At 72.1% G+C, this 17,900-nt stretch carries 16 protein-coding genes; 10 read left to right on the top strand and 6 right to left on the bottom strand.

What is annotated here, in order from left to right:
- The first annotated feature begins 4 nt into the window (after positions 1-4).
- Complete coding sequence (gene trpD, locus AC1DWP_RS04455; protein ID WP_477613228.1) at positions 5-1,120, top strand: anthranilate phosphoribosyltransferase; 1,116 nt, start codon at positions 5-7, stop codon at positions 1,118-1,120.
- On the opposite strand, the gene AC1DWP_RS04450 is transcribed toward trpD, so the two are convergent.
- From AC1DWP_RS04450 to AC1DWP_RS04435, 4 genes are all read right to left on the bottom strand, one after another.
- Positions 1,121-2,542 (bottom strand): pyridoxal phosphate-dependent decarboxylase family protein, encoded by a 1,422-nt coding sequence (locus AC1DWP_RS04450; protein WP_477613227.1) that lies wholly within the window; start codon positions 2,540-2,542, stop codon positions 1,121-1,123.
- Positions 2,543-2,628: 86 nt separating this feature from the next.
- Positions 2,629-5,202: an SCO7613 C-terminal domain-containing membrane protein gene (locus AC1DWP_RS04445; protein ID WP_477613226.1), complete on the bottom strand. Its 2,574-nt coding sequence runs from the start codon at positions 5,200-5,202 to the stop codon at positions 2,629-2,631.
- 156 nt (positions 5,203-5,358) lie between these two features.
- Positions 5,359-5,643, bottom strand: a complete 285-nt coding sequence (locus tag AC1DWP_RS04440) for an Lrp/AsnC family transcriptional regulator (protein ID WP_477613225.1) — start codon at positions 5,641-5,643, stop codon at positions 5,359-5,361.
- A gap of 53 nt (positions 5,644-5,696) precedes the next feature.
- Positions 5,697-7,430, bottom strand: coding sequence for a DEDD exonuclease domain-containing protein (locus tag AC1DWP_RS04435; protein ID WP_477613224.1), 1,734 nt, complete (start codon positions 7,428-7,430; stop codon positions 5,697-5,699).
- 175 nt (positions 7,431-7,605) lie between these two features.
- Between AC1DWP_RS04435 and AC1DWP_RS04430 the strand changes: the two genes are divergently transcribed.
- On the top strand, positions 7,606-7,827 hold the full coding sequence (locus tag AC1DWP_RS04430) for a hypothetical protein (protein WP_477613223.1): 222 nt from the start codon (positions 7,606-7,608) through the stop codon (positions 7,825-7,827).
- 20 nt (positions 7,828-7,847) lie between these two features.
- On the top strand, positions 7,848-9,188 hold the full coding sequence (locus AC1DWP_RS04425) for a hypothetical protein (RefSeq protein WP_477613222.1): 1,341 nt from the start codon (positions 7,848-7,850) through the stop codon (positions 9,186-9,188).
- Here AC1DWP_RS04425 and AC1DWP_RS04420 read toward each other — a convergent pair.
- Positions 9,161-10,573, bottom strand: coding sequence for a hypothetical protein (locus AC1DWP_RS04420; RefSeq protein ID WP_477613221.1), 1,413 nt, complete (start codon positions 10,571-10,573; stop codon positions 9,161-9,163). The two genes, AC1DWP_RS04425 and AC1DWP_RS04420, sit on opposite strands and share 28 nt — an antisense overlap.
- A 24-nt stretch (positions 10,574-10,597) precedes the next feature.
- Positions 10,598-12,400 (bottom strand): AMP-dependent synthetase/ligase, encoded by a 1,803-nt coding sequence (locus AC1DWP_RS04415; RefSeq protein ID WP_477613220.1) that lies wholly within the window; start codon positions 12,398-12,400, stop codon positions 10,598-10,600.
- Between the two features lie 128 nt (positions 12,401-12,528).
- Here AC1DWP_RS04415 and AC1DWP_RS04410 point away from each other — a divergent pair, with 128 nt between their 5' ends.
- The 7 genes from AC1DWP_RS04410 to AC1DWP_RS04380 all read left to right on the top strand — a co-directional run bounded on the left by AC1DWP_RS04410 (position 12,529) and on the right by AC1DWP_RS04380 (position 17,873).
- Positions 12,529-12,879 carry a hypothetical protein gene (locus AC1DWP_RS04410; protein ID WP_477613219.1) on the top strand — a complete coding sequence of 117 codons (351 nt, stop codon included), beginning with the start codon at positions 12,529-12,531 and terminating at the stop codon, positions 12,877-12,879.
- A gap of 81 nt (positions 12,880-12,960) precedes the next feature.
- Complete coding sequence (locus AC1DWP_RS04405) at positions 12,961-13,407, top strand: SRPBCC family protein (protein WP_477613218.1); 447 nt, start codon at positions 12,961-12,963, stop codon at positions 13,405-13,407.
- A 31-nt stretch (positions 13,408-13,438) separates the two neighbouring features.
- Positions 13,439-14,671: an ArsA family ATPase gene (locus AC1DWP_RS04400; RefSeq protein WP_477613217.1), complete on the top strand. Its 1,233-nt coding sequence runs from the start codon at positions 13,439-13,441 to the stop codon at positions 14,669-14,671.
- Positions 14,664-15,173: a hypothetical protein gene (locus AC1DWP_RS04395; RefSeq protein ID WP_477613216.1), complete on the top strand. Its 510-nt coding sequence runs from the start codon at positions 14,664-14,666 to the stop codon at positions 15,171-15,173. The genes AC1DWP_RS04400 and AC1DWP_RS04395 overlap by 8 nt, the downstream gene beginning before the upstream one ends.
- Entirely contained in the window at positions 15,170-16,126 is a 957-nt protein-coding gene (locus AC1DWP_RS04390) for an ROK family glucokinase (protein WP_477613215.1), read from the top strand. The genes AC1DWP_RS04395 and AC1DWP_RS04390 overlap by 4 nt, the downstream gene beginning before the upstream one ends.
- Positions 16,123-17,115, top strand: a complete 993-nt coding sequence (locus AC1DWP_RS04385; protein ID WP_477613214.1) for an ROK family glucokinase — start codon at positions 16,123-16,125, stop codon at positions 17,113-17,115. The genes AC1DWP_RS04390 and AC1DWP_RS04385 overlap by 4 nt, the downstream gene beginning before the upstream one ends.
- Positions 17,112-17,873, top strand: a complete 762-nt coding sequence (locus tag AC1DWP_RS04380; RefSeq protein ID WP_477613213.1) for an endonuclease/exonuclease/phosphatase family protein — start codon at positions 17,112-17,114, stop codon at positions 17,871-17,873. Before AC1DWP_RS04385 ends, AC1DWP_RS04380 begins: the two co-directional genes overlap by 4 nt.
- Positions 17,874-17,900 lie beyond the last annotated feature (27 nt).

Genomic DNA, 17,900 nt, shown 5'->3' with positions numbered 1-17,900 from the left:
CGGCATGAGCGTCCCTGAGCCGGCTGGTCCCACCTGGCCGGACCTGCTCACCCTGCTGATCGCGCGGAACCACCTCTCCACCGACCAAGCGGCGTGGGCGATGGACCAGATCATGAGCGGCGAGGCCTCGCCGGTCCAGGTGGCCGGATTCCTCGTGGCGCTCCGCGCCAAGGGCGAGAGCGTCGAGGAGCTACGTGGCCTCGCCGACGTGATGCTGGCGCACGCCAACCGCATCGAGGTCCCGGGTCCGAGCCTCGACATCGTGGGCACCGGCGCCGACCGGTCCAACACGGTCAACATCTCGACGATGGCCTCGATCGTCATCGCTGCCAGTGGTATCCGAGTGGTCAAGCACGGCAACCGGGCCGCGTCGTCGGCCTCTGGTTCGGCGGACGTGCTCGAAGCCCTGGGCGTCAACCTCACCCTCAGCCCGCAGCGGGTGGCCGAGGTGGCGACGGATGCCGGCATCACGTTCTGCTTCGCCCAGGCCTTCCACCCCGCGATGCGACACGCTGCCGTGGCGCGCAGCGGGTTGGGTGTGGGCACGGCGTTCAACGTCCTCGGGCCCCTCACCAACCCCGCCCAGCCCACGTATGCCGTCGTCGGGGTCGCCGACGCGCGCGTGGCGCCGCTCATGGCCGGCGTGTTCGCCGGGCGGGGCAAGGATGCTGTGGTCTTCCGCGGCGACGACGGCCTCGACGAGCTGACCCTGAGCACCACCTCGACGGTGTGGTGGGTGCATGGCGGTGAGGTCACCCAGCGTGTCTTCGACCCCCTCCACGTCGGCCTCCAGCGCCAGCCGGTCGAGGCCCTGCGCGGGGCCGACGCGACGCACAATGCCCAGGTGGCGCGAGACCTGTTCGCCGGGCAGCGTGGGGCGGTCCGCGACGCGGTCGTGCTCAACGCAGGCATGGCGCTGGCCCTGGCCGCACCAGATCTCGCCGCCACCCCCGACGCGTCGGGTGGGGCGGGCGACAGGATCGAGCACGGCGCCTCGGACGAGACCTTCGCGGCGGCGGTGCGATCGGGCATGGACCGGGCCGAGGCTGCCCTGGACTCCGGGGCGGCCGCCGCCCAGCTGGACCGGTGGGCCGCGGCGACGCAGAGCACACCGGCCTGACTAGACCAGCTGGTCCTCCGCGTCCGGATCCGCCCCGTCCGGCTCCACCTCAGTAGCGGCCACTCGCAGGATCGCTGCGACCGACTGGTCCACGTCGGCTTCTGTCGTGGACCAGTTCGACACCGATACCCGCATCAGTCGACGGCCCCGCCAGGTCGTGCCGCCGAGCCAGCAGGTCCCGTCTCGCTGCACCCCTTCGATGACCTTGTCGGTCCGTGCGTCGCTGCCGAAGCTGACCAGCACCTGGTTGAGGACCACGTCGTTGACCACCACGGCGCCGCCTGCCTCGAGCCCGGCGGCGAACCGCTGGGCCAGTGCGCAGCACCGGTCGACGAGGTCCGCGACACCGTCACGGCCCAGCTCACGCAGGGCGGCCCAGACGGCGAATCCCCTTGCCCTTCGTGACGACTCGGGGACGAGGTCACCCAACGCGGGCGTCGCTCCACCCTGCCCGGTGAGGTATGCCGCGGTGTAGGACAGTGCCGCGGCGTGCACCTGGGGGTGGGCGCAGATGGCGAATCCGCAGTCGTAGGGGACGTTGAGCCACTTGTGGCCGTCACAGGACCACGAGTCGGCGAGGTCGATCCCGTCGACGAGGTGCGCCTTCTCGGGCGAGGCGCCGGCCCAGAGGCCGAAGGCCCCGTCGACGTGCACCCAGGCACCGTGCCGCCGGGCCACGTCACAGGCGGCCCGGAGGTCGTCGCAGGCACCGGTGTTGACGTTCCCCGCCTGGAGGCAGACGATCGTCGGTCCTGGCGCGCCCCGGTCGAGGACCGCCGAGAGGTCGTCGACGTCGATGGCGCCGTTGACCTCGGCGCCCACCGACTCCACCACCGCAGTGCCGAACCCGAGCAGCCGCAGCGCCCGGTCGATCGTCGCGTGCCGCTCGGCGCCGGCGACCACGCGCACGGCCGGGGCGCCACCCAGCCCGTCACGCCCGACGTCCCACCCGACCGCGGCGAGGACGTGCTGACGAGCCGTGGCCAGGCAGACGGTGTTGGCTCCCTGCGCACCGGTGACGAAACCGACCGATGCGTCGACGGGTAGCCCCATCAGCTCCTTCAGCCAGCCACCGGCGACCTCCTCGGCGACGGCGGCTGCGGGGGAGAGGGTGGCGTTGAAGGCGCACTGGTCCCACCCGACCGCCACCATGTCCGCAGCAGTGGCCGAAGGCAGGGCGCCGCCGATCACGAAGCCGAAGAACCGGGGCCCCGGGGTCGCGGCGAGCCCCGGTGTGAAGGCCGTGACCAGCTCGTCGAGGACCTCGACCGCGGGTGTTGCCGCATCGCGCAGCACGGCGTCCACCTCGAGCCGCAGCGTCGCCGCGTCGACTGCCGGGGCCACCCGGGTCACCGGCAGCCCCGACCGGTGGCGTGCCGCCACGTGGGCGGCGCGCTCGAAGAGGAGGGTCAGATCGTCCATGCGGTGAAGGTACGCCGACTCGTGCCACGGCAGCCTCCGCCGTCGGGGTGAGCGGCTCGTGCCGTGCTGGCCGACGACCTGTCGACCTACGACATCCCGGCCAGCCAGCTCACCGCCTGGCGGGCATCGGCCCGGCGCTGCTCGTACCTCGCCCCGACCGCCAAGAGGGCGACACCCAGCGTGCCCAGCGTGAGGTAGCGCGGTAGCTGGACCGCATAGGGGCCGAGCTGGGTGAGCGCGATGACGATGGCTGCTGCGGCACCCAGGACGACAGGTGCCTGCCACCGTCGCAGCGCGCCGGCCACGAGGACGAGCACCGCTGCAGTGACCGTGACCAACGAACGCAGGAGGCCGTCGTCGACCGCGGTGTACAGCGCGGAGGGGAGCAGCGCCACCGCCAGGCCCGGTCCGGCGGTCAACCAGGAGTGGTCGCCGAGCTCGCGATGCGACCACAGCCCGGCGGCGAGCACCAGTGCGGCCAGTGGCAGCGTCCAGGCCTCCAGCGTGGTCACCTGGGCGCGGTCGAGCTCGAGCCAGGCTGCCGCCGTGAGCCCGACCACGGCGAGGGCGACCGTCGCGCGCCGGTGCGGCAGGGCGGCATACGCGACGGCGACGAGCCCGTATGCCGCGGCGACGGCTGCTGCTGCATGCGGCCACGACCGGTCGACGGCGACGGCGACGGTGGTGACGGCGACGAGACAGGCGAGGGTGCCGAGGACGACCTCCTCGGGACGGCCGCGTCGCCACTGGGCCAGGGCCACGAGAACCAGTGCGGCGGCGACGAGCACGGTCCACTGGGTGCGGCCGCCGACGAGCCCACCCGCCAGCCACAGCGCCCAGGCGGCTGCCGCTGCACTGACACCTGCGGCGACGGGACGAAGGACAGGGCGCAGCACGGCGGTCGCCGCCGCGGTCAGGGCGATGGCCACCAGGAGGGTGATCACCACACCGTCACCGAGCCCGACCCCCACCGCGCCCAGCAGAGCGCCGAACAGGGTGAGGTGGCCAACGGCGGCCAACGGCGCCTCTTCGGGTTCCGAGCGCCGTGCCAGGGCTCCGGCGACGAGGGCAGCACCCGCAGCGGAAGCGGCCAGCACCTCGACGTCGAGGGAGACAATGGATCCGCTGATCGTGACGCCCGCCACCGCTGCGACTGTGCCCACAGCGGTCGCCTGCACCCGCCACCCCGGCCGGTGCACAGCCGCCGTCGTGGCAGCCAGGGCCACGCCGGTGAGGGCGACGATCGTCGCAGGACGTGAGTCGTGGACGATCGCAACAAGGACCAGGACCGCGAGGGCCAGGCCGGTCTGGGCCTCGCACCAGGCCGTGCCCAGCGACGTCGTCCGGATGCGGGCGGCCGCCAGGACGGTGGCGAGCACCGCGGTGAGCAGGGCCAGCACCGCGGTCCAGAACGCGCCGACCTGCAGGGCGAGGCACAGGACAGCCGTCGGGACCGCTGCGGAGGCGACCAGGGCGACGATGCCGAGGGCGCGCCAGTCGCCGGACAGCGGTCGGGCGACCCAGTCGGCTCGGACCGCGCCCCGGCCGCCGAGGCGTGTCGCCCGCACGGCGACGACCCGCCTGACCACCAGCGCGCCGGCAGCGGCCAGGGTGGCCAGGAGGACCACGCACGCTGCGCCGTCGAAGGTGATTGCGCCGACCCCGGTACCGGACGGGGTGTCCAGGGCATCGGCCGACGCCGTGGCCGCGCCCACTGAGGCCGCGGCGAACGAGAGCGCCGCCCACCCGGCGGCGGGGCCGGTGGCGGCGCGGCGGGTCAAGCCGAAGGAGGTCGGCACCACGAGGTGCACGGCTCCGAACAGCACAGCTCCGAGGAGGGAGAGCGCCGCACCGCCGGCAGCAGTCGAGGCGTAACCGACGATTCCTGCCCAGCCGATCGAGGCTGCCGTCAGCGACAGCACGGCGAAGCCGGCGACGCGGCGGTCGTGACGGTGCACGGCGGCCAGGGCGAGGGCTGCGACCAGGCCGGTGACGGCGGTGTAGGCGCGGGCGTCCAGGGCGTCGAGGTCAGCCAGGCCGAAGCGTCGCGCGGCACTGACGTCCAGGAGCAACAGTCCGCCCGCCACCAGGGCCAGGGCTTCGGCGCTGCTGGGCAGCCGACGGCGCGATAGCTGGAGCGAGGCCACGGTCGCGGCAGCGGTGAAGCCACCCATGACCAGCATCTGACCGGTTCGGCCGATGACGAACCACGCGATGGCCAGGGCGATCGACGCGGCGACCAGGACGAGCAGGACACCGACTGCGAGGAGGGTCTGCTGGGTGGTCCAGCTCCTCCGCGGGGCCGTGGCAGGTGCCGGCAGGGGTGGGGCGGAGGAACCGGACAGGGCGACGTCCGAAGGTGACTCCGAAGAGAGCTCCCTCAGCTCCCAGGGCAGCTCCGAGGGCGGCTGGGACACCCGTTCCGCCGTCTCGGCCGGGGCGGGCGGGGCGGCCGGCGCTGCCGCGGACGCGGGGGCGTCAGCCGTGGCGCGCAGTGACGCGAGAAGGAGGCTGCGTTCGCGCTGGAGGGCGGCGAGACCCTGGTCGACCTGCCACAGCCGCACCGCGTCCGGGCCGGTGAGGGGCAGGTGGCAGGCGGGGCACGAGGTCGACGCCTCGGGCAGGAGCCGGCCACAGGCGGGGCAGGGGATCGGCGACATCGGTCCTCCGGAGGGTGCGGGCGCGAGTGCACCGTGTCACCCGAGTGTGGGGGTCGGCCGGGGGTCGCGGAAGGGCGTTGCTACTCAGATCGGCCGTGTGGCCGAGCAGGCGCGGAGGAGTGCCGCGCATCGACAGGGAGTCGTGGACGCCGGTGCTCAGTCCCCGTCGAGGCCAAGGCTGAAGGCAGCCTCGAGGTCGTGCTTGGAGTAGGTGCGGAACGCGATGTGCGTGTTGGTCCCGATGACGCCCTGCACCTTGTTGAGCCGGTCGGCTATCACGTCGTTGAGCTGCTCGTGCTCCTTGACCCGGATCATCGCGATCAGGTCGGCGTCGCCGGCGACCGAGTAGACCTCGGACACGCCTTCGAGCTCGGCGATGGCCTGCGCCACCTCGGGGATGCGGTCGACTTCGGCGTTGATGAGCACGATGGCGGAGATCACCTCACCAATGTATCGGTCCGGGCTCGACGAGAGCAGCGCACTCTCGCGGCGCGTCAGGAGGCCGCGACGAAGCCGGCCACCGCGTGCCGCGCCACCACCTGCGGCTCGAGCTCGGCACGGGCGCCACCGGCGCCCCCTACTGGGCAGGTCCACTCGCCATCGAGGTCGACGATGCGCACGCCGGGCGACTCCAGCCAGCGCAGGATCTTCTCGGTCTCCTCGGGGGTGGCCGCAGGGGCCGGCCAGTGGGCCGGGAGCACGACCTCGGCACTGTCACGCACTGCATCGACATAGGGCATCGGGTCAGCCCCTCGTGGCGAGATGGTGCTGGCGGCGAGGCGGCCGTGCCGGACCACCACGATCTCCCAGCCGCCGGACGTGGCCGGACGCGCGGCGATGATCTCGGGGCTGGCGGCCAAGGGTGCGATCCGCTGGGCCCGGGCCATGCCGCGCACCAGTGCGAGCATGCGGTCGCGCAGCGTGCCCGCGTCCTCGAACCGCTCCTGGTCGGCGAGCGAGCCCATCCGGGTGCGCAGTGCCGTCACCACCCCGCGCGAGTCCCCGGCGAGGGCGTGCACGGCGTCCTGCACCACCGCGGCATACTCCTGCACGCTCTGGGCCCCCGTGCACGGAGCGCCGCAGCGGCCCATGTCGGCCAGGGCGCACGAACCGACGGGTCGGGTGGGGGACAGCCGCTGCACGCACTGGCGCAGCGGGATGACCTCGTGGACCGCCGCCACGGCGTCCTCCGCCGAGCTGCGGCTGCCGAACGGGCCGATGTAGCGGGCACCGTCACCGCGGACCTCGCGCACGATGGACAGGCGAGGGAAGGCCTCGACGGTGAGCTTGACCCAGGTGGCTCGCTCGGGGGTCTTGGACCGCCGGTTGTAGCGCGGTTTGTGCTCGGCGATGAGGCGCAGCTCGCGGACCTCGGCCTCGAGGGTGGTGGCGCAGACGATCGGGGTGACCGACTCGGCCAGGCGCACCATCTCGGCCATGCGGGTGCGCTGCTCGGACGCCGTGAAGTAGCTGCGGACCCGGGTGCGGATGTTGACCGACGTCCCGACGTAGAGGACCCGACCGTCGCAGTCCTTGAACAGGTAGACACCCGGCTCGTTGGGCAGGCCGTCGGCCAGCCACCGCTTGCGCCGCTGGGCGGGGCTGACCCGCGAGGTGTAGCTCGCGAGCTCCTCGAAGGTGTGGACACCGAGACTGCCCACCCTGCCGATGAGGGCGTGCAGGACGTCGACGGTGGCCTGCGCGTCGTGCAGGGCGCGGTGGTCTGGGGTGGTCGTGGCACCGAACAGGGCGGCCAGCGTGGACAGCTTGTGGTTGCGCGCCTCGTCGCGACTGACCAGCTGGCGCGCGAGGTGGACCGTGTCGAGCACCGCGTGCCGTGGCCAGTCGATGCCCTGGTCGCGGGCAGCCATCTTGAGGAACCCGATGTCGAACCCGGCGTTGTGGGCGACGAGCACCGCGCCCTGGGCGAACTCGAGGAAGGCCGGTAGAGCGGACTCGATGCGTGGAGCGTCGGCCACCATCGAGGTCGTGATGCCGGTGAGCGACTGGATGAACGGCGGGATCGGCAGGTGCGGGTTGACCAGCGTCTGGAACTCGCCCAGCACCTCGCCGCCACGCACCTTCACGGCGCCGATCTCGGTGATGGCCGAGTCAGCCGGGCTGCCACCGGTCGTCTCGAGGTCGACGACGACGAACGTGACCTCGGCCAGCGACGTGCCCAGGTCGTCGAAGGTGCCCTGCACCATCTGGTCGTCGGCCGTCTGCATGGACCAGACGGTAGGCCGGTGGTGTGACAGCCCGTGGCAGGCGCGCCCTCGGCACGACGTCGGGTGTGCCGGCGTCGCTGGCGTTGTCAGTGCCCTCACCTAGCGTCGTCGACAGGTGACACGACAGCAGTCCCCAGACGGACAGGGTCCCAAGACAGAGAGCGAGGTGGTCGCGATGATCATCGAATGCCAGAGCTGCCCGGTGCGCGACCTGCACTGCGCCGACTGCATGGTGACGGCCATGCTGGTGCCGCAGGGCGCGCACCTGCCCCTCGACGCCGCTGAGCGGGCGGTCGTCGCGAGGTTCGCCGACGCGGGGCTGGTCAGTGCGCACGAGGCCGCCTCGGCCAGCGCTCGCCGTGAGCCCTGGGCCGCCCACGTCCGCGCCGTCGGCTGATCGCTCCCTACGATGGCTGGATGAGCCGGCCCACCCCGTCCCGTGGCGGTCGCCCGGGCCGCGCGGCCGCCGGTGCCGGGCTCATCGCGCTCGTCGTCACCATGCTGGTCGGCTGCTCCTCCGACGAGCCACCGGCCGTCCGCACCTCGACGACGTCGCAAGCCTCCCAGCAGAACGCCCCCGAGCCCTCCGTCGCTCGAGAGGACGCCCTGACCGCCCTGCTCTCCCAGCGCGCCTCGGCGGTCCGCGCCCACGATCGGTCGGCGTTCGCCACCACCCTGGACGACCCGACCTCAGGCTTCGGGCTGCGCCAGCTCGCGCAGTTCGACGCGCTCGCGCAGCTCCCACTGAGCACCTTCAGCTATGGCACGCCCGAGCCAGCTCCCGCGCTGAGCACCGAGCGGGCGGCCCAGGTCGGCCCTGATGCGTGGGTCTCCCGGGTGGCCGGCCGCTACCGCCTCGGGGGCTTCGACACGGCGACGCGCGAGTTCGAGTCCTACTTCACCGTCGTACGACGTGGTGACCACTGGCGGTTGGCCGACGACACCGACGGCGGCACCCAGGTGCAGCTGTGGGACCTGCCGAGGTTCACGGTGGTGCGCAGCGCGACCACCTTGGTCGTCGGATCGGGTCCACGGAGTCGGCTGCGCCCCTACCTCGCCCTCGGCAACCTCGCCGTCAAGCGGGTCGACGCCGTCTGGACGCCGCAGTGGAACAGCCGCCTGGTCCTCGTCGTCCCCGGGACTGCGGCGCAGATGGCCGAGCAGGTCGGACAGGACAAGGATCAGGTGGCGCAGGTCGCCGCTGTCACGGACGGCCCGTTCGACCTCCAGGGCCGGGCTGGCGCCGACCGGGTGGTGGTCAACCCGAGTGCCTTCGCCCGCCTGGTGCCCCGCGGCAGGCAGGTCGTCGTGACCCACGAGGCGACCCACGTCGCCATCCGGGCCTCGACCAACCGTCCAGTGCCGCTCTGGTTGTCCGAGGGCATGGCCGACTTCGTCGGCTACCGCGACAGCGGCGCGACGCGCACCCAGGTGGCCGCAGCCCTGCTCGCCCGGGTCCGCGCCGGCACGGGGCCCAAGGCGCTGCCCTCCGCCGCCGACTTCGACCCCTCACGCACGACCATCGCGCCGAGCTACAACGCCGCGTGGCTGGCGGTCAACCGCATCGTCGACCGGTACGGCACTTCTGCGCTGGTGCGCTTCTACCTCGCGGCGGCCACGAGTCCCGACGCCTCGTCCAGCACCAGCAGCGACCCCGACGCCAACGTCGCCACAGCCTTTGCGGCCGTGCTGCGCACCTCGCAGGCGGCGTTCACCAAGGAGTGGCTGGCCTACCTGCGGACCCTGGCGAAGTCCTGACCGCTGACGCGCCCGTCCTGCGGGGCGGGCGCGCCACCGCGTCCGGCACCCGCCACCCGACCCGACTGGGGGAGGACCAGCGAGACGACGACCAGGGCGCCCACGAACCAGAACTGGTTGTAGAAGGCCTGCTTGTTGACGAGGTTCGCCACCAGCAGGACCAGGGCCAGCCAGCGCAGCACGTCGGCCAGGAGGGGTTGGCGCCGCCAGACCGTCCAGCAGACGGCAGCGAGGGTGCCGAGCACAGCCACCCCCGTGACGGCGAACGGCAGGGTCACACCAAAGGTGTTGAGCGCCAACAGGTAGAGCGTGTTGGCGAACTTGATCGGATGGAAGCCCACCAACAGGCTGATGGTGTCGTGGACGAAGTCCGGCGGGCTCGTGAGGAACCACGGGGCGATCAACAGACCGGTCAGCGCACCCGTCGCGATGGACCTGCGCCAGCCGAATGGACGCCACAGCAGCAGGACGGGCAGCAGCAGGGCCAGGTGCTGCTTGCTGGCACACGCCAACGCCAGCGGGATGACAGCCCACCAGGCCCGGTCGCGCTGCACCAGGACGGCCCACGAGAGGATCCCGGCGAGCAGCAGTGGCTCCGTCCAGGACTGGTCGAGCTGGGTGAGGGTCCCCGGGGCGAACACCAGGAGCGCCGTCACCGCCGCTGCCGTCCAGACCCAGCCGCGCCCGACGCCGGTTCCGGTATGCCGCGGCGCCGTCCCGCGCGCGAGCAGCCAGACCCCGGCCACCGCCACGAGCGTCCAGGACGCGAGCGCCCAGCGGACATCACCGAGGAGCCAGCGTCCGGGCGCGAGCAGCACCGTGGTCCACGGCAGGTAGGGGAAGGCGTCCTTGACGCCGGGGGAGCCGGTCCACGTCATGGAGTAGAAGTTCTCCCCGCGTCCGAGCGCGTCAGTCGCCTGCTGGAGGACGACCCAGACATCGATCCGCGGTCGAGGCGAGGAGATGACGGCGGTGGCAGCGCAGGCGGCATACCCCGTCACGGCGACGAGGCCGGCTGCCCACGGGGCGCGAGGACCGTTGGTGCACAACAGGACCGCCGCCGCGAGCGGCGCGACGACGAGCAGGGTCGTGGCCAGTGCGAGGCCAGTCGGTGCGAGATAGCTGAACAGCGGGACCGCCAGCGTGGCCAGCGCCGAGCCCCCAAGCATGACGGCCACCGCCGGACGGGTCAGCTGGATCCGCCAGCCGGCCCACTGCCACAGGGCGAGCGCCGCCGTGGCCGCCGTCAGGGTCGCCACGATGGGGATGCGGTAGCGCACCACGCTCCACTGCAGGGCAGTGAAGAACAACAGCCAGCCGAGGGCGAACGCCAACGAGGACACCGCCACGGTCCGAGTGGACGATCCGTGGCGGTGTCGGCGCATGGCTAGACCCTAGAGGTCGCCCGGCTACTCCTTGCCGCCGCCGGCGTAGAGGGACTCCACCTCGTCGTGGAAGTCCTTCATGACGATGTTGCGCTTGAGCTTCAGGCTCGGTGTGAGGTAGCCGTTGTCCTCGGTGAAGTCCCCGGGCAGGACCGCGAACTTGCGGATCGACTCGGCCTTGGAGACCGACTTGTTGGCGTCGTCGACGGCCTTCTGGAGCTCGGCGAGCACCGTCTCGTTCGTGAGGGCCTGGTCGAAGGTCACCCCCGTGAGCCCGTTGTTCTTGGCCCAGCCGGGGAACATCTCCTCGTCGAGGGTGAGCAGGGCGCCGATGAACGGCTTCTGGTCTCCGACGACGATGCACTGGGAGATGAGCGGGTGGGCACGCAGCCGGTCCTCCAGGGCGGCCGGTGCGACGTTCTTGCCGCCGGCGGTGACGAGCAGCTCCTTCTTGCGGCCGGTGATCTTGAGGTAACCGTCCTCGTCGAGCTCGCCGATGTCGCCGGTGTGGAACCAGCCGTCGACGACCGCGCCCGACGTCGCCTCGGCGTTGTTGTGGTAGGCCGCGAAGACGTTGTTGCCCTGGATGAGGATCTCGCCGTCGTCGGCGATCCGGATGCCCACGCCGGGCAGCGGGGCGCCGACGGTGCCGATCTTGACCCGGTCCGGCACGTTGACCGTGGCGGGGGCGGTGGTCTCGGTGAGGCCGTAGCCCTCGAGGACGGTGACGCCGATGCCGCGGAAGAAGTGCCCCAGGCGGGTGCCGAGCGGCGCCCCGCCGGACACGGCATACATGACCTGTCCCCCCATGGCGGCGCGCAGCTTGGAGTAGACCAGCTTGTCGAAGATGCCGTGGCGCACCTTGAGACCCAGGCCGGCGCCTCCGGTGTCCTGCGCGGTCGACCAAGAGATCGCGGTGTCGGCGGCGGTCGCGAAGATCTTGCCCTTGCCCTCGGCGGTCGCCTTGGCCTCGGCGGAGTTGTAGATCTTCTCGAAGACCCGGGGGACCGACAGGATGAAGGTCGGCTTGAACTCCGCGAAGTCCGCGAGGAGGTTCTTGATGTCGGCGCTGTGCCCCATCTTGGCCTCGCCGGTGACGCAGAGGACCTGGATGAACCGGGCGAAGACGTGCGCGAGCGGCAGGAAGAGCAGCGTCGACGCGCCGTCGGCCTTGACGACCGACGTGAGCTTGGTGATGGCGTTCTCGGACAGCGCCAGGAAGTTGTCGTGGGTGAGCTGCACGCCCTTGGGCCGCCCGGTCGTGCCCGACGTGTAGATGATGGTCGCGAGGCTGGCGCGGTCGAGGCTGCCCTTGGCGGCCTCGAGATCGGCGTCGGACACCTCGGAGCCGGCGGCCTTGAGCTCGGCGATCGCCCCGGCGTCGACCTGCCAGGCGTGGGCCAGTCCGGGCACCTGGGTGCGGACCTCCTCGAGGGTTGCTGCGTGGGCCGCGGTCTCGAGCATGATGCCCTTGGCGCCCGAGTCGGTGAGGATCCAGCTGACCTGCTCCGCGGAGGAGGTCTCGTAGATCGGGACCGTGACCGCACCGGCTGCCCAGATCGCGAAGTCCGTGAGGGTCCACTCGTAGCGGGTCTTGCACATGATCGCCACGCGGTCGCCGGGGGAGATCCCCGAGGCGATCAGGCCCTTGGCGACCCCCCGGACATCCTCGTCGAACTCGGCCGCAGTCACGTCGATCCAGTGGGTGCCCTCCTTGCGCGAGAACGCGACCCGCGAGGGGTTCGATGCGGCGTTGCGACCCGGAAGATCGGCAAGACTCCCCTCGGTGGTCGGCGGCACGAGGGGCGGTGCGACGTGTTCCTGCACAGAGTCTCCTTTGACGACGGCATCACTGCCTCAGTGCTGCACAGACTACCCGTGGGTAGGTGCACCGGGGGAGGGCGTTCTTTGAAGGCTCCGTCACATCGCGGCGTGAGGTGCGAAAGACTGTCCGGGTGAGGGACCGCAGGATCGACATCGTCGACGAGACCTTCATCCGGGCTGCGCCCCAGGTCGTGCGTGCAAGCCTCGACGAGGAGGCCTGGACCGACCAGATCTGGCCACACGTGACCCGGGCCGTCCTCAGGGACCGCGGGCTGAAGGGCGTGCGCTGGAGCGTGACCGGACAGGTCGTCGGCGAGATGGAGGTCTGGCTCGAGCCGTTCCGCGACGGCGTGGTGGTGCACCACTACGTCAGAGGCACGCGCGGGCCCCGCGCGCCGCGCGATGTGGCCACCCGGCACACCCTGCGGTGGAAGCGCGCCGTGCACGAGCTCAAGGACCGCCTCGAGGGCGCCCCTCAGTGACCGTGTGGCCGTCGGGAACGACGGGTCGCCGTCAGGAGCCGCGGTCGTCGTCGAAAGGCTCGGCGCTGTAACCTTCCGCGCATGGCCGACCGCACCGAATCCAGCATCGACATCGACGCCAAGCCGGGTGAGGTCCTGGACGTCATCGCCGACTTCGAGAGCTATCCGCAGTGGGCGACCGAGGTCAAGAAGGTCACCATCCTCACCGAGGAGGGAGACGGGTGGGCCGACCAGGTGCAGTTCACCCTCGACGCAGGGGCGATCAAGGACACCTACACCCTCGACTACGAGTGGGACGTCGCCAAGAACGGCACCGGCGTCGTGTCCTGGAGCCTGGTCGAGGCGACCGTCCTCAAGGCCATGAACGGCTCGTACACGTTGGCTGCCAAGGGCAAGGACGCCACGACGGTGACCTACCGCCTGGCGGTCGACGTCAAGATCCCGATGCTCGGCATGCTCAAGCGCAAGGCCGAGAAGGTCATCATCGACACCGCGCTGAAGTCGTTGAAGAAGCGGGTGGAGGCTTGAGGCAGGCCGTCGCCCCAGGGCGCCGGTAGCCATGCGGGTCATCCTCTTCACCGGCAAGGGTGGTGTCGGCAAGACCACCACAGCTGCCGCCACTGCGGTCCGCGCGGCTCGCGCCGGCGTCAAGACGCTGGTCATGTCGACCGACGCGGCGCACTCGCTGGGTGACGCGCTGGGTGTCGACCTCGGCGTGGACCCCCGCTCGGGCCGCGACGGCGGCGGGGCGCCGGTGGACGTCGAACCCGGCCTCTCCGCCTTGCAGATCTCCCCACCGCACCTGCTCGGCGAGTCCTGGCGGGTGGTGCAGGACTACCTGCTCTCGGTCCTGGACACGGTCGGCATCGACGCGGTGGTCGCCGAGGAGCTGACCCGTCTGCCAGGTGCCGAGGAGATCGCGGCCCTGCTCGAGCTGCGCGCGCAGGTGGAGTCGGGTCCGTGGGACCTCGTTGTCGTCGACTGCGCGCCGACCGCTGAGACGTTGCGGCTGCTCGCGCTGCCTGAAGCCCTCGCCTGGCACCTCGAACGCCTGCTGCCCGCCCAGCGTGGGCTGATCCGGACGCTGCGCCCGGCCGCGGCGGCTGCCGCCGGGGTGCCCCTGCCCGACGTGGCGGTGGTCGAGGCGGTCACCGGGTGGCACCGCCAGATGCGCGCCGTGCACCGCATCCTGACGGGCGACCAGACCTCGGTGCGCCTGGTCCTCACTCCCGAGCGCGTCGTCATCGCCGAGTCCCGGCGGACCTGGACGTCGCTGTCCCTCTACGGGTTCGTCGTCGACGCGGTCGTGGTCAACCGGGTCTTCCCGGACGCCGCCGCCGAGGCGGGGCGCCACGCACCCGATGCCTGGCGCGCCTCCTGGAACGCGGCGCAGCAGGAGGGCCTGGTCGAGGTCCGTGAGTCCTTCGCCGGGCTGCCGGTCGTCGTGACTCCCTATCTGTCGTCCGAGCCGATCGGGGCCGATGCGCTCGCCGACCTCGCCGAGGCGCAGGAGGGCGCCACCGACGTCCTGTCGCCGGTCACCCATCGCGGCCTGACGGTCGATCGGACGCCGGAGGGTTTCGTGATGACGCTGCCGCTGCCGCTCGCGCACGCAGCCGACCTCGGCCTCCAGCGCCGCGACGACGAGCTGGTGGTGACGGTGGGCGAGCACCGCCGGGTGCTGACCCTCCCCGCGGCTCTGCAACGATGTGTGGTCGAAGGTGCCTCTGTGCGCGATGGTCTGCTGCGGGTGCGCTTCGTCCCCGACGAGGAGGTCTGGCCGCGTGGCTGACGACGAACGCCCTGCCGTGGGCACGGTGGCCCAGGAGGCAGCCCGTCTGCTGGACGCCCTCGGCGGGTGGGCGAGCACCACCCAGGCCGGGTATGCCGCGGCGGCGGGTCGTGGGCGGACGTCACCGGACGATGCCGGTCCTGACCGCGACCACGACGCCGGCGGCGGCCAGGCGCCTCGGTGTGACTCCTGCGGTGCCGCGAACGGCGTGGGGCAGGCCGTCACCTGTCAGCTGTGCCCGGTCTGCCAGGGCATCGGCTTGCTGCGCTCGGTGCGACCGGAGACCGTGGACCGGCTGGCCGACCTCGCGGGGGCGCTCGCAGCCACCCTGCGCGACATGGCGGGACAACGCCGTACGGACGACGCAACCGCGCAGGGCAGGGCCTCGGGAACGGCAGGCGGAAAGGCTGCGGGGAAGTCGTCCGGCGCGGCACGGGGCCGGGTGCAGGACATCGTCGTGGACGACGAGGACGAGCACCACACGGGGAGCGCCAGCTCATGAGCGTCACCATCGGGGTGGACATCGGGGGCACCAAGATCGCGGCCGGGGTCGTCTCCGCGACCGGGGAGATCCTGGCGCGCGCCCGCAGGGACACCCCCGCCCACGACCCGGACCAGATCGCCCACGACGTCGCTGCCGTCGTTGCCGAGCTGGGCGCGGACCGTACGGACGTCCGGGGCGTGGGTGTTGCCTGCGCCGGCTTCATCGACCGGACCGGCTCGACCGTGCTCTTCGCCCCCAACCTCGCGTGGCGCGACGAACCACTCAAGATGCGGCTCGAGGCCCTCGTCGACCAGCCCGTCACGATCGAGAACGATGCCAACGCCGCGGCGTGGGGGGAGTTCCGGTACGGGGCGGCCACCGAGGCCGACGACATGGTGCTCATCACCGTCGGCACCGGCATCGGTGGTGGCGTCGTGGTCGACTCGCGGTTGCTACGCGGCGCCTTCGGCATCGGTGGCGAGCTCGGGCACATGCGGGTCGTCCCCGACGGCATCCGTTGCGGCTGCGGCAACCGTGGCTGCTGGGAGGTCTACGCGTCGGGCAACGCCCTGGTCCGTGAGGCACGCGAGCTCGTGGCGTCGGGCGCCCTGAGCGCCGCGGCGTTGGCGCAGGCCTGTGAAGGCGACCCGAGCCTCCTCAGGGGGCACCACGTCACCAGCGCCGCGCAGGCAGGGGACTCGGCGTCCGTCGAGCTCCTCGCCGACCTGGGCCGCTGGGTGGGGGAGGGCGCCGCTTCGGTCTCCGCCATCCTCGACCCCGAGCTCATCGTCATCGGCGGCGGTGTCGTCGCCGCCGGCGACCTGTTGATCGGGCCTGCCCACGCGGCATACGCACGCAACCTGACGGGGCGCGGCCACCGGCCGGTCGCCGACATGGTGGCCGCTCGCCTCGGCAACGACGCCGGGCTGATCGGCGCGGCAGCGCTTGCCGCCGAGGGCGTCGGGTCGTGAGCTCGGGGCTGGCCGTCGGCATCGACATCGGCGGCACCAAGGTGGCCGGGGGAGTCGTCGACGCCGATGGCTCCGTCGTGGCCAGGGCGAGACGGGACACGCCTCACCGGTCCATGAGTCCGGGCGTGGTCGAGGACACCATCGTCGAGGTGGTCAGGGAGCTCATCGACGTCGCCGGGGACGACGTGGTCGCGGTCGGCATCGGAGCGGCCGGGTTCGTGGCCGCCGACCGGGCCACCGTGGTCTTCGCCCCCCACCTGTCCTGGCGCGACGAACCGCTCGAAGCCAACCTGCAGCGCCGCGTCCCGGTGCCGATCTCGGTCGACAACGACGCCAACGCTGCTGTCTGGGCGGAGTGGAGATTCGGTGCGGCACAAGGGGACTCACACGTCGTCATGGTGAACCTCGGCACCGGCATCGGTGGCGCGCTGATCATGGACGGCCAGATCATGCGCGGCCGTTTCGGGATCGCGGGGGAGTTCGGGCACATGCAGGTGGTGCCGGGCGGTCAGCGTTGCGAGTGCGGCAACAAGGGCTGTTGGGAGCAGTACGCCTCGGGCAACGCCCTCGTCCGTGAGGCCCGCTCCCTGATGACGGCGAACAGCCCCATGGCCAGTGACCTGCTCGCGCGCGCCGGTGGTGACGTCTCAGCGCTCACCGGGCCGATGATCACCGAGGCGGCACGCGAGGGTGACTCGACGGCGACCGAGCTGCTCGGTGAGATCGGGCAGTGGCTGGGCCTGGGCATCGCCAACCTCGCGGCGGCCTTCGATCCCGGCATCTTCGTCGTCGGCGGTGGGGTGAGCGCGGCCGGCGACCTGCTGCTGGAGCCGGCTCGCGCCGCGTTCCGGCGTCACCTCACCGGTCGGGGCTACCGCCCCGAAGCGCGGATCGTGGCCGCGGCCCTGGGCAACGAGGCCGGACTGATCGGCGCCGCGGACCTGGCCCGACGAGACGCCCTGGGACGCGCCGGCGCCGAGGGCGCATGAGCACGATGCGCGTGGCGTCCTACAACGTCAAGGACTTCACGCTCGACCGTCGCGCCGCCGCCCGGGTCGTCCGCGCGATCGATCCCGATGTGCTGTGTCTCCAGGAGGTCCCACGGCGGCTCTTCTCCACGTGGCGGGTCTCGGCCTTCGCCGCGGAGTGCGGGATGTTCTGGTCGGGGCGGCACCGCGGCAGCGGCGGCACGACCATCTTCACGTCATTGCGCGTGCAGGTGCCCGAGTCGCGCCACTACCGGCTGCGCGTCGCAGCCCTCCAACGCACCCGCGGGTATGCCGTGCTGCGCGTCGGGCCCGCCGGTCACCAGCCGCTCGTGGTGGCTTCGGTGCACCTGAGCCTCGATGCCGACGAACGTGAGCGGCACGCGGGACAGATCCTCAGGACGGTCTCCAGCGGCGGGCCGGTGCTGCTCGCAGGCGACCTCAACGAGGGAGAGACGGGCCGGGCCTGGCGGTTGTTCGCCTCCCCGCTGCGCCTGATCTCGCCGACCGCCCCGACCTACCCGGCCACGGCACCACGCAAGCTGCTCGACGTCATCTTCGCCTCGCCCGACCTGGGCGTCCTCCCGCACCAGGAGGTCCCTCTCGAGGTCGCCGACCTGGTGGCAGCCAGTGACCACCGCCCGACGTGGGTCGACGTCGACCTCGACCCTCAGGTGGTCCCGACGGCACAGACCGAGGCCGGACCACCGGTGGCCGAGTCCACGGTCGAGCAGGCGGAAGCGGGCAGCCCCTCCGGGTGACGCCCCGAGAAGGGGCACGGCACCCGC

It is taken from the genome of Pedococcus sp. P2_F6, from assembly GCF_056403675.1.
Note: the sequence above shows the minus strand (reverse complement) of the source record. Positions and strands in the feature narration are given on the sequence as shown.

What these genes read in the sequence shown, in the direction of transcription:
- AC1DWP_RS04420 (WP_477613221.1), bottom strand. Translation starts at nt 10,573, where the DNA reads ATGCGCCGACACCGCCACGGATCGTCCACTCGGACCGTGGCGGTGTCC.
- trpD (WP_477613228.1), top strand. Translation starts at nt 5, where the DNA reads ATGAGCGTCCCTGAGCCGGCTGGTCCCACCTGGCCGGACCTGCTCACC.
- AC1DWP_RS04445 (WP_477613226.1), bottom strand. Translation starts at nt 5,202, where the DNA reads ATGTCGCCGATCCCCTGCCCCGCCTGTGGCCGGCTCCTGCCCGAGGCG.
- AC1DWP_RS04390 (WP_477613215.1), top strand. Translation starts at nt 15,170, where the DNA reads ATGAGCGTCACCATCGGGGTGGACATCGGGGGCACCAAGATCGCGGCC.
- AC1DWP_RS04425 (WP_477613222.1), top strand. Translation starts at nt 7,848, where the DNA reads ATGAGCCGGCCCACCCCGTCCCGTGGCGGTCGCCCGGGCCGCGCGGCC.
- AC1DWP_RS04405 (WP_477613218.1), top strand. Translation starts at nt 12,961, where the DNA reads ATGGCCGACCGCACCGAATCCAGCATCGACATCGACGCCAAGCCGGGT.
- AC1DWP_RS04435 (WP_477613224.1), bottom strand. Translation starts at nt 7,430, where the DNA reads ATGCAGACGGCCGACGACCAGATGGTGCAGGGCACCTTCGACGACCTG.
- AC1DWP_RS04400 (WP_477613217.1), top strand. Translation starts at nt 13,439, where the DNA reads ATGCGGGTCATCCTCTTCACCGGCAAGGGTGGTGTCGGCAAGACCACC.
- AC1DWP_RS04430 (WP_477613223.1), top strand. Translation starts at nt 7,606, where the DNA reads ATGATCATCGAATGCCAGAGCTGCCCGGTGCGCGACCTGCACTGCGCC.
- AC1DWP_RS04380 (WP_477613213.1), top strand. Translation starts at nt 17,112, where the DNA reads ATGAGCACGATGCGCGTGGCGTCCTACAACGTCAAGGACTTCACGCTC.
- AC1DWP_RS04450 (WP_477613227.1), bottom strand. Translation starts at nt 2,542, where the DNA reads ATGGACGATCTGACCCTCCTCTTCGAGCGCGCCGCCCACGTGGCGGCA.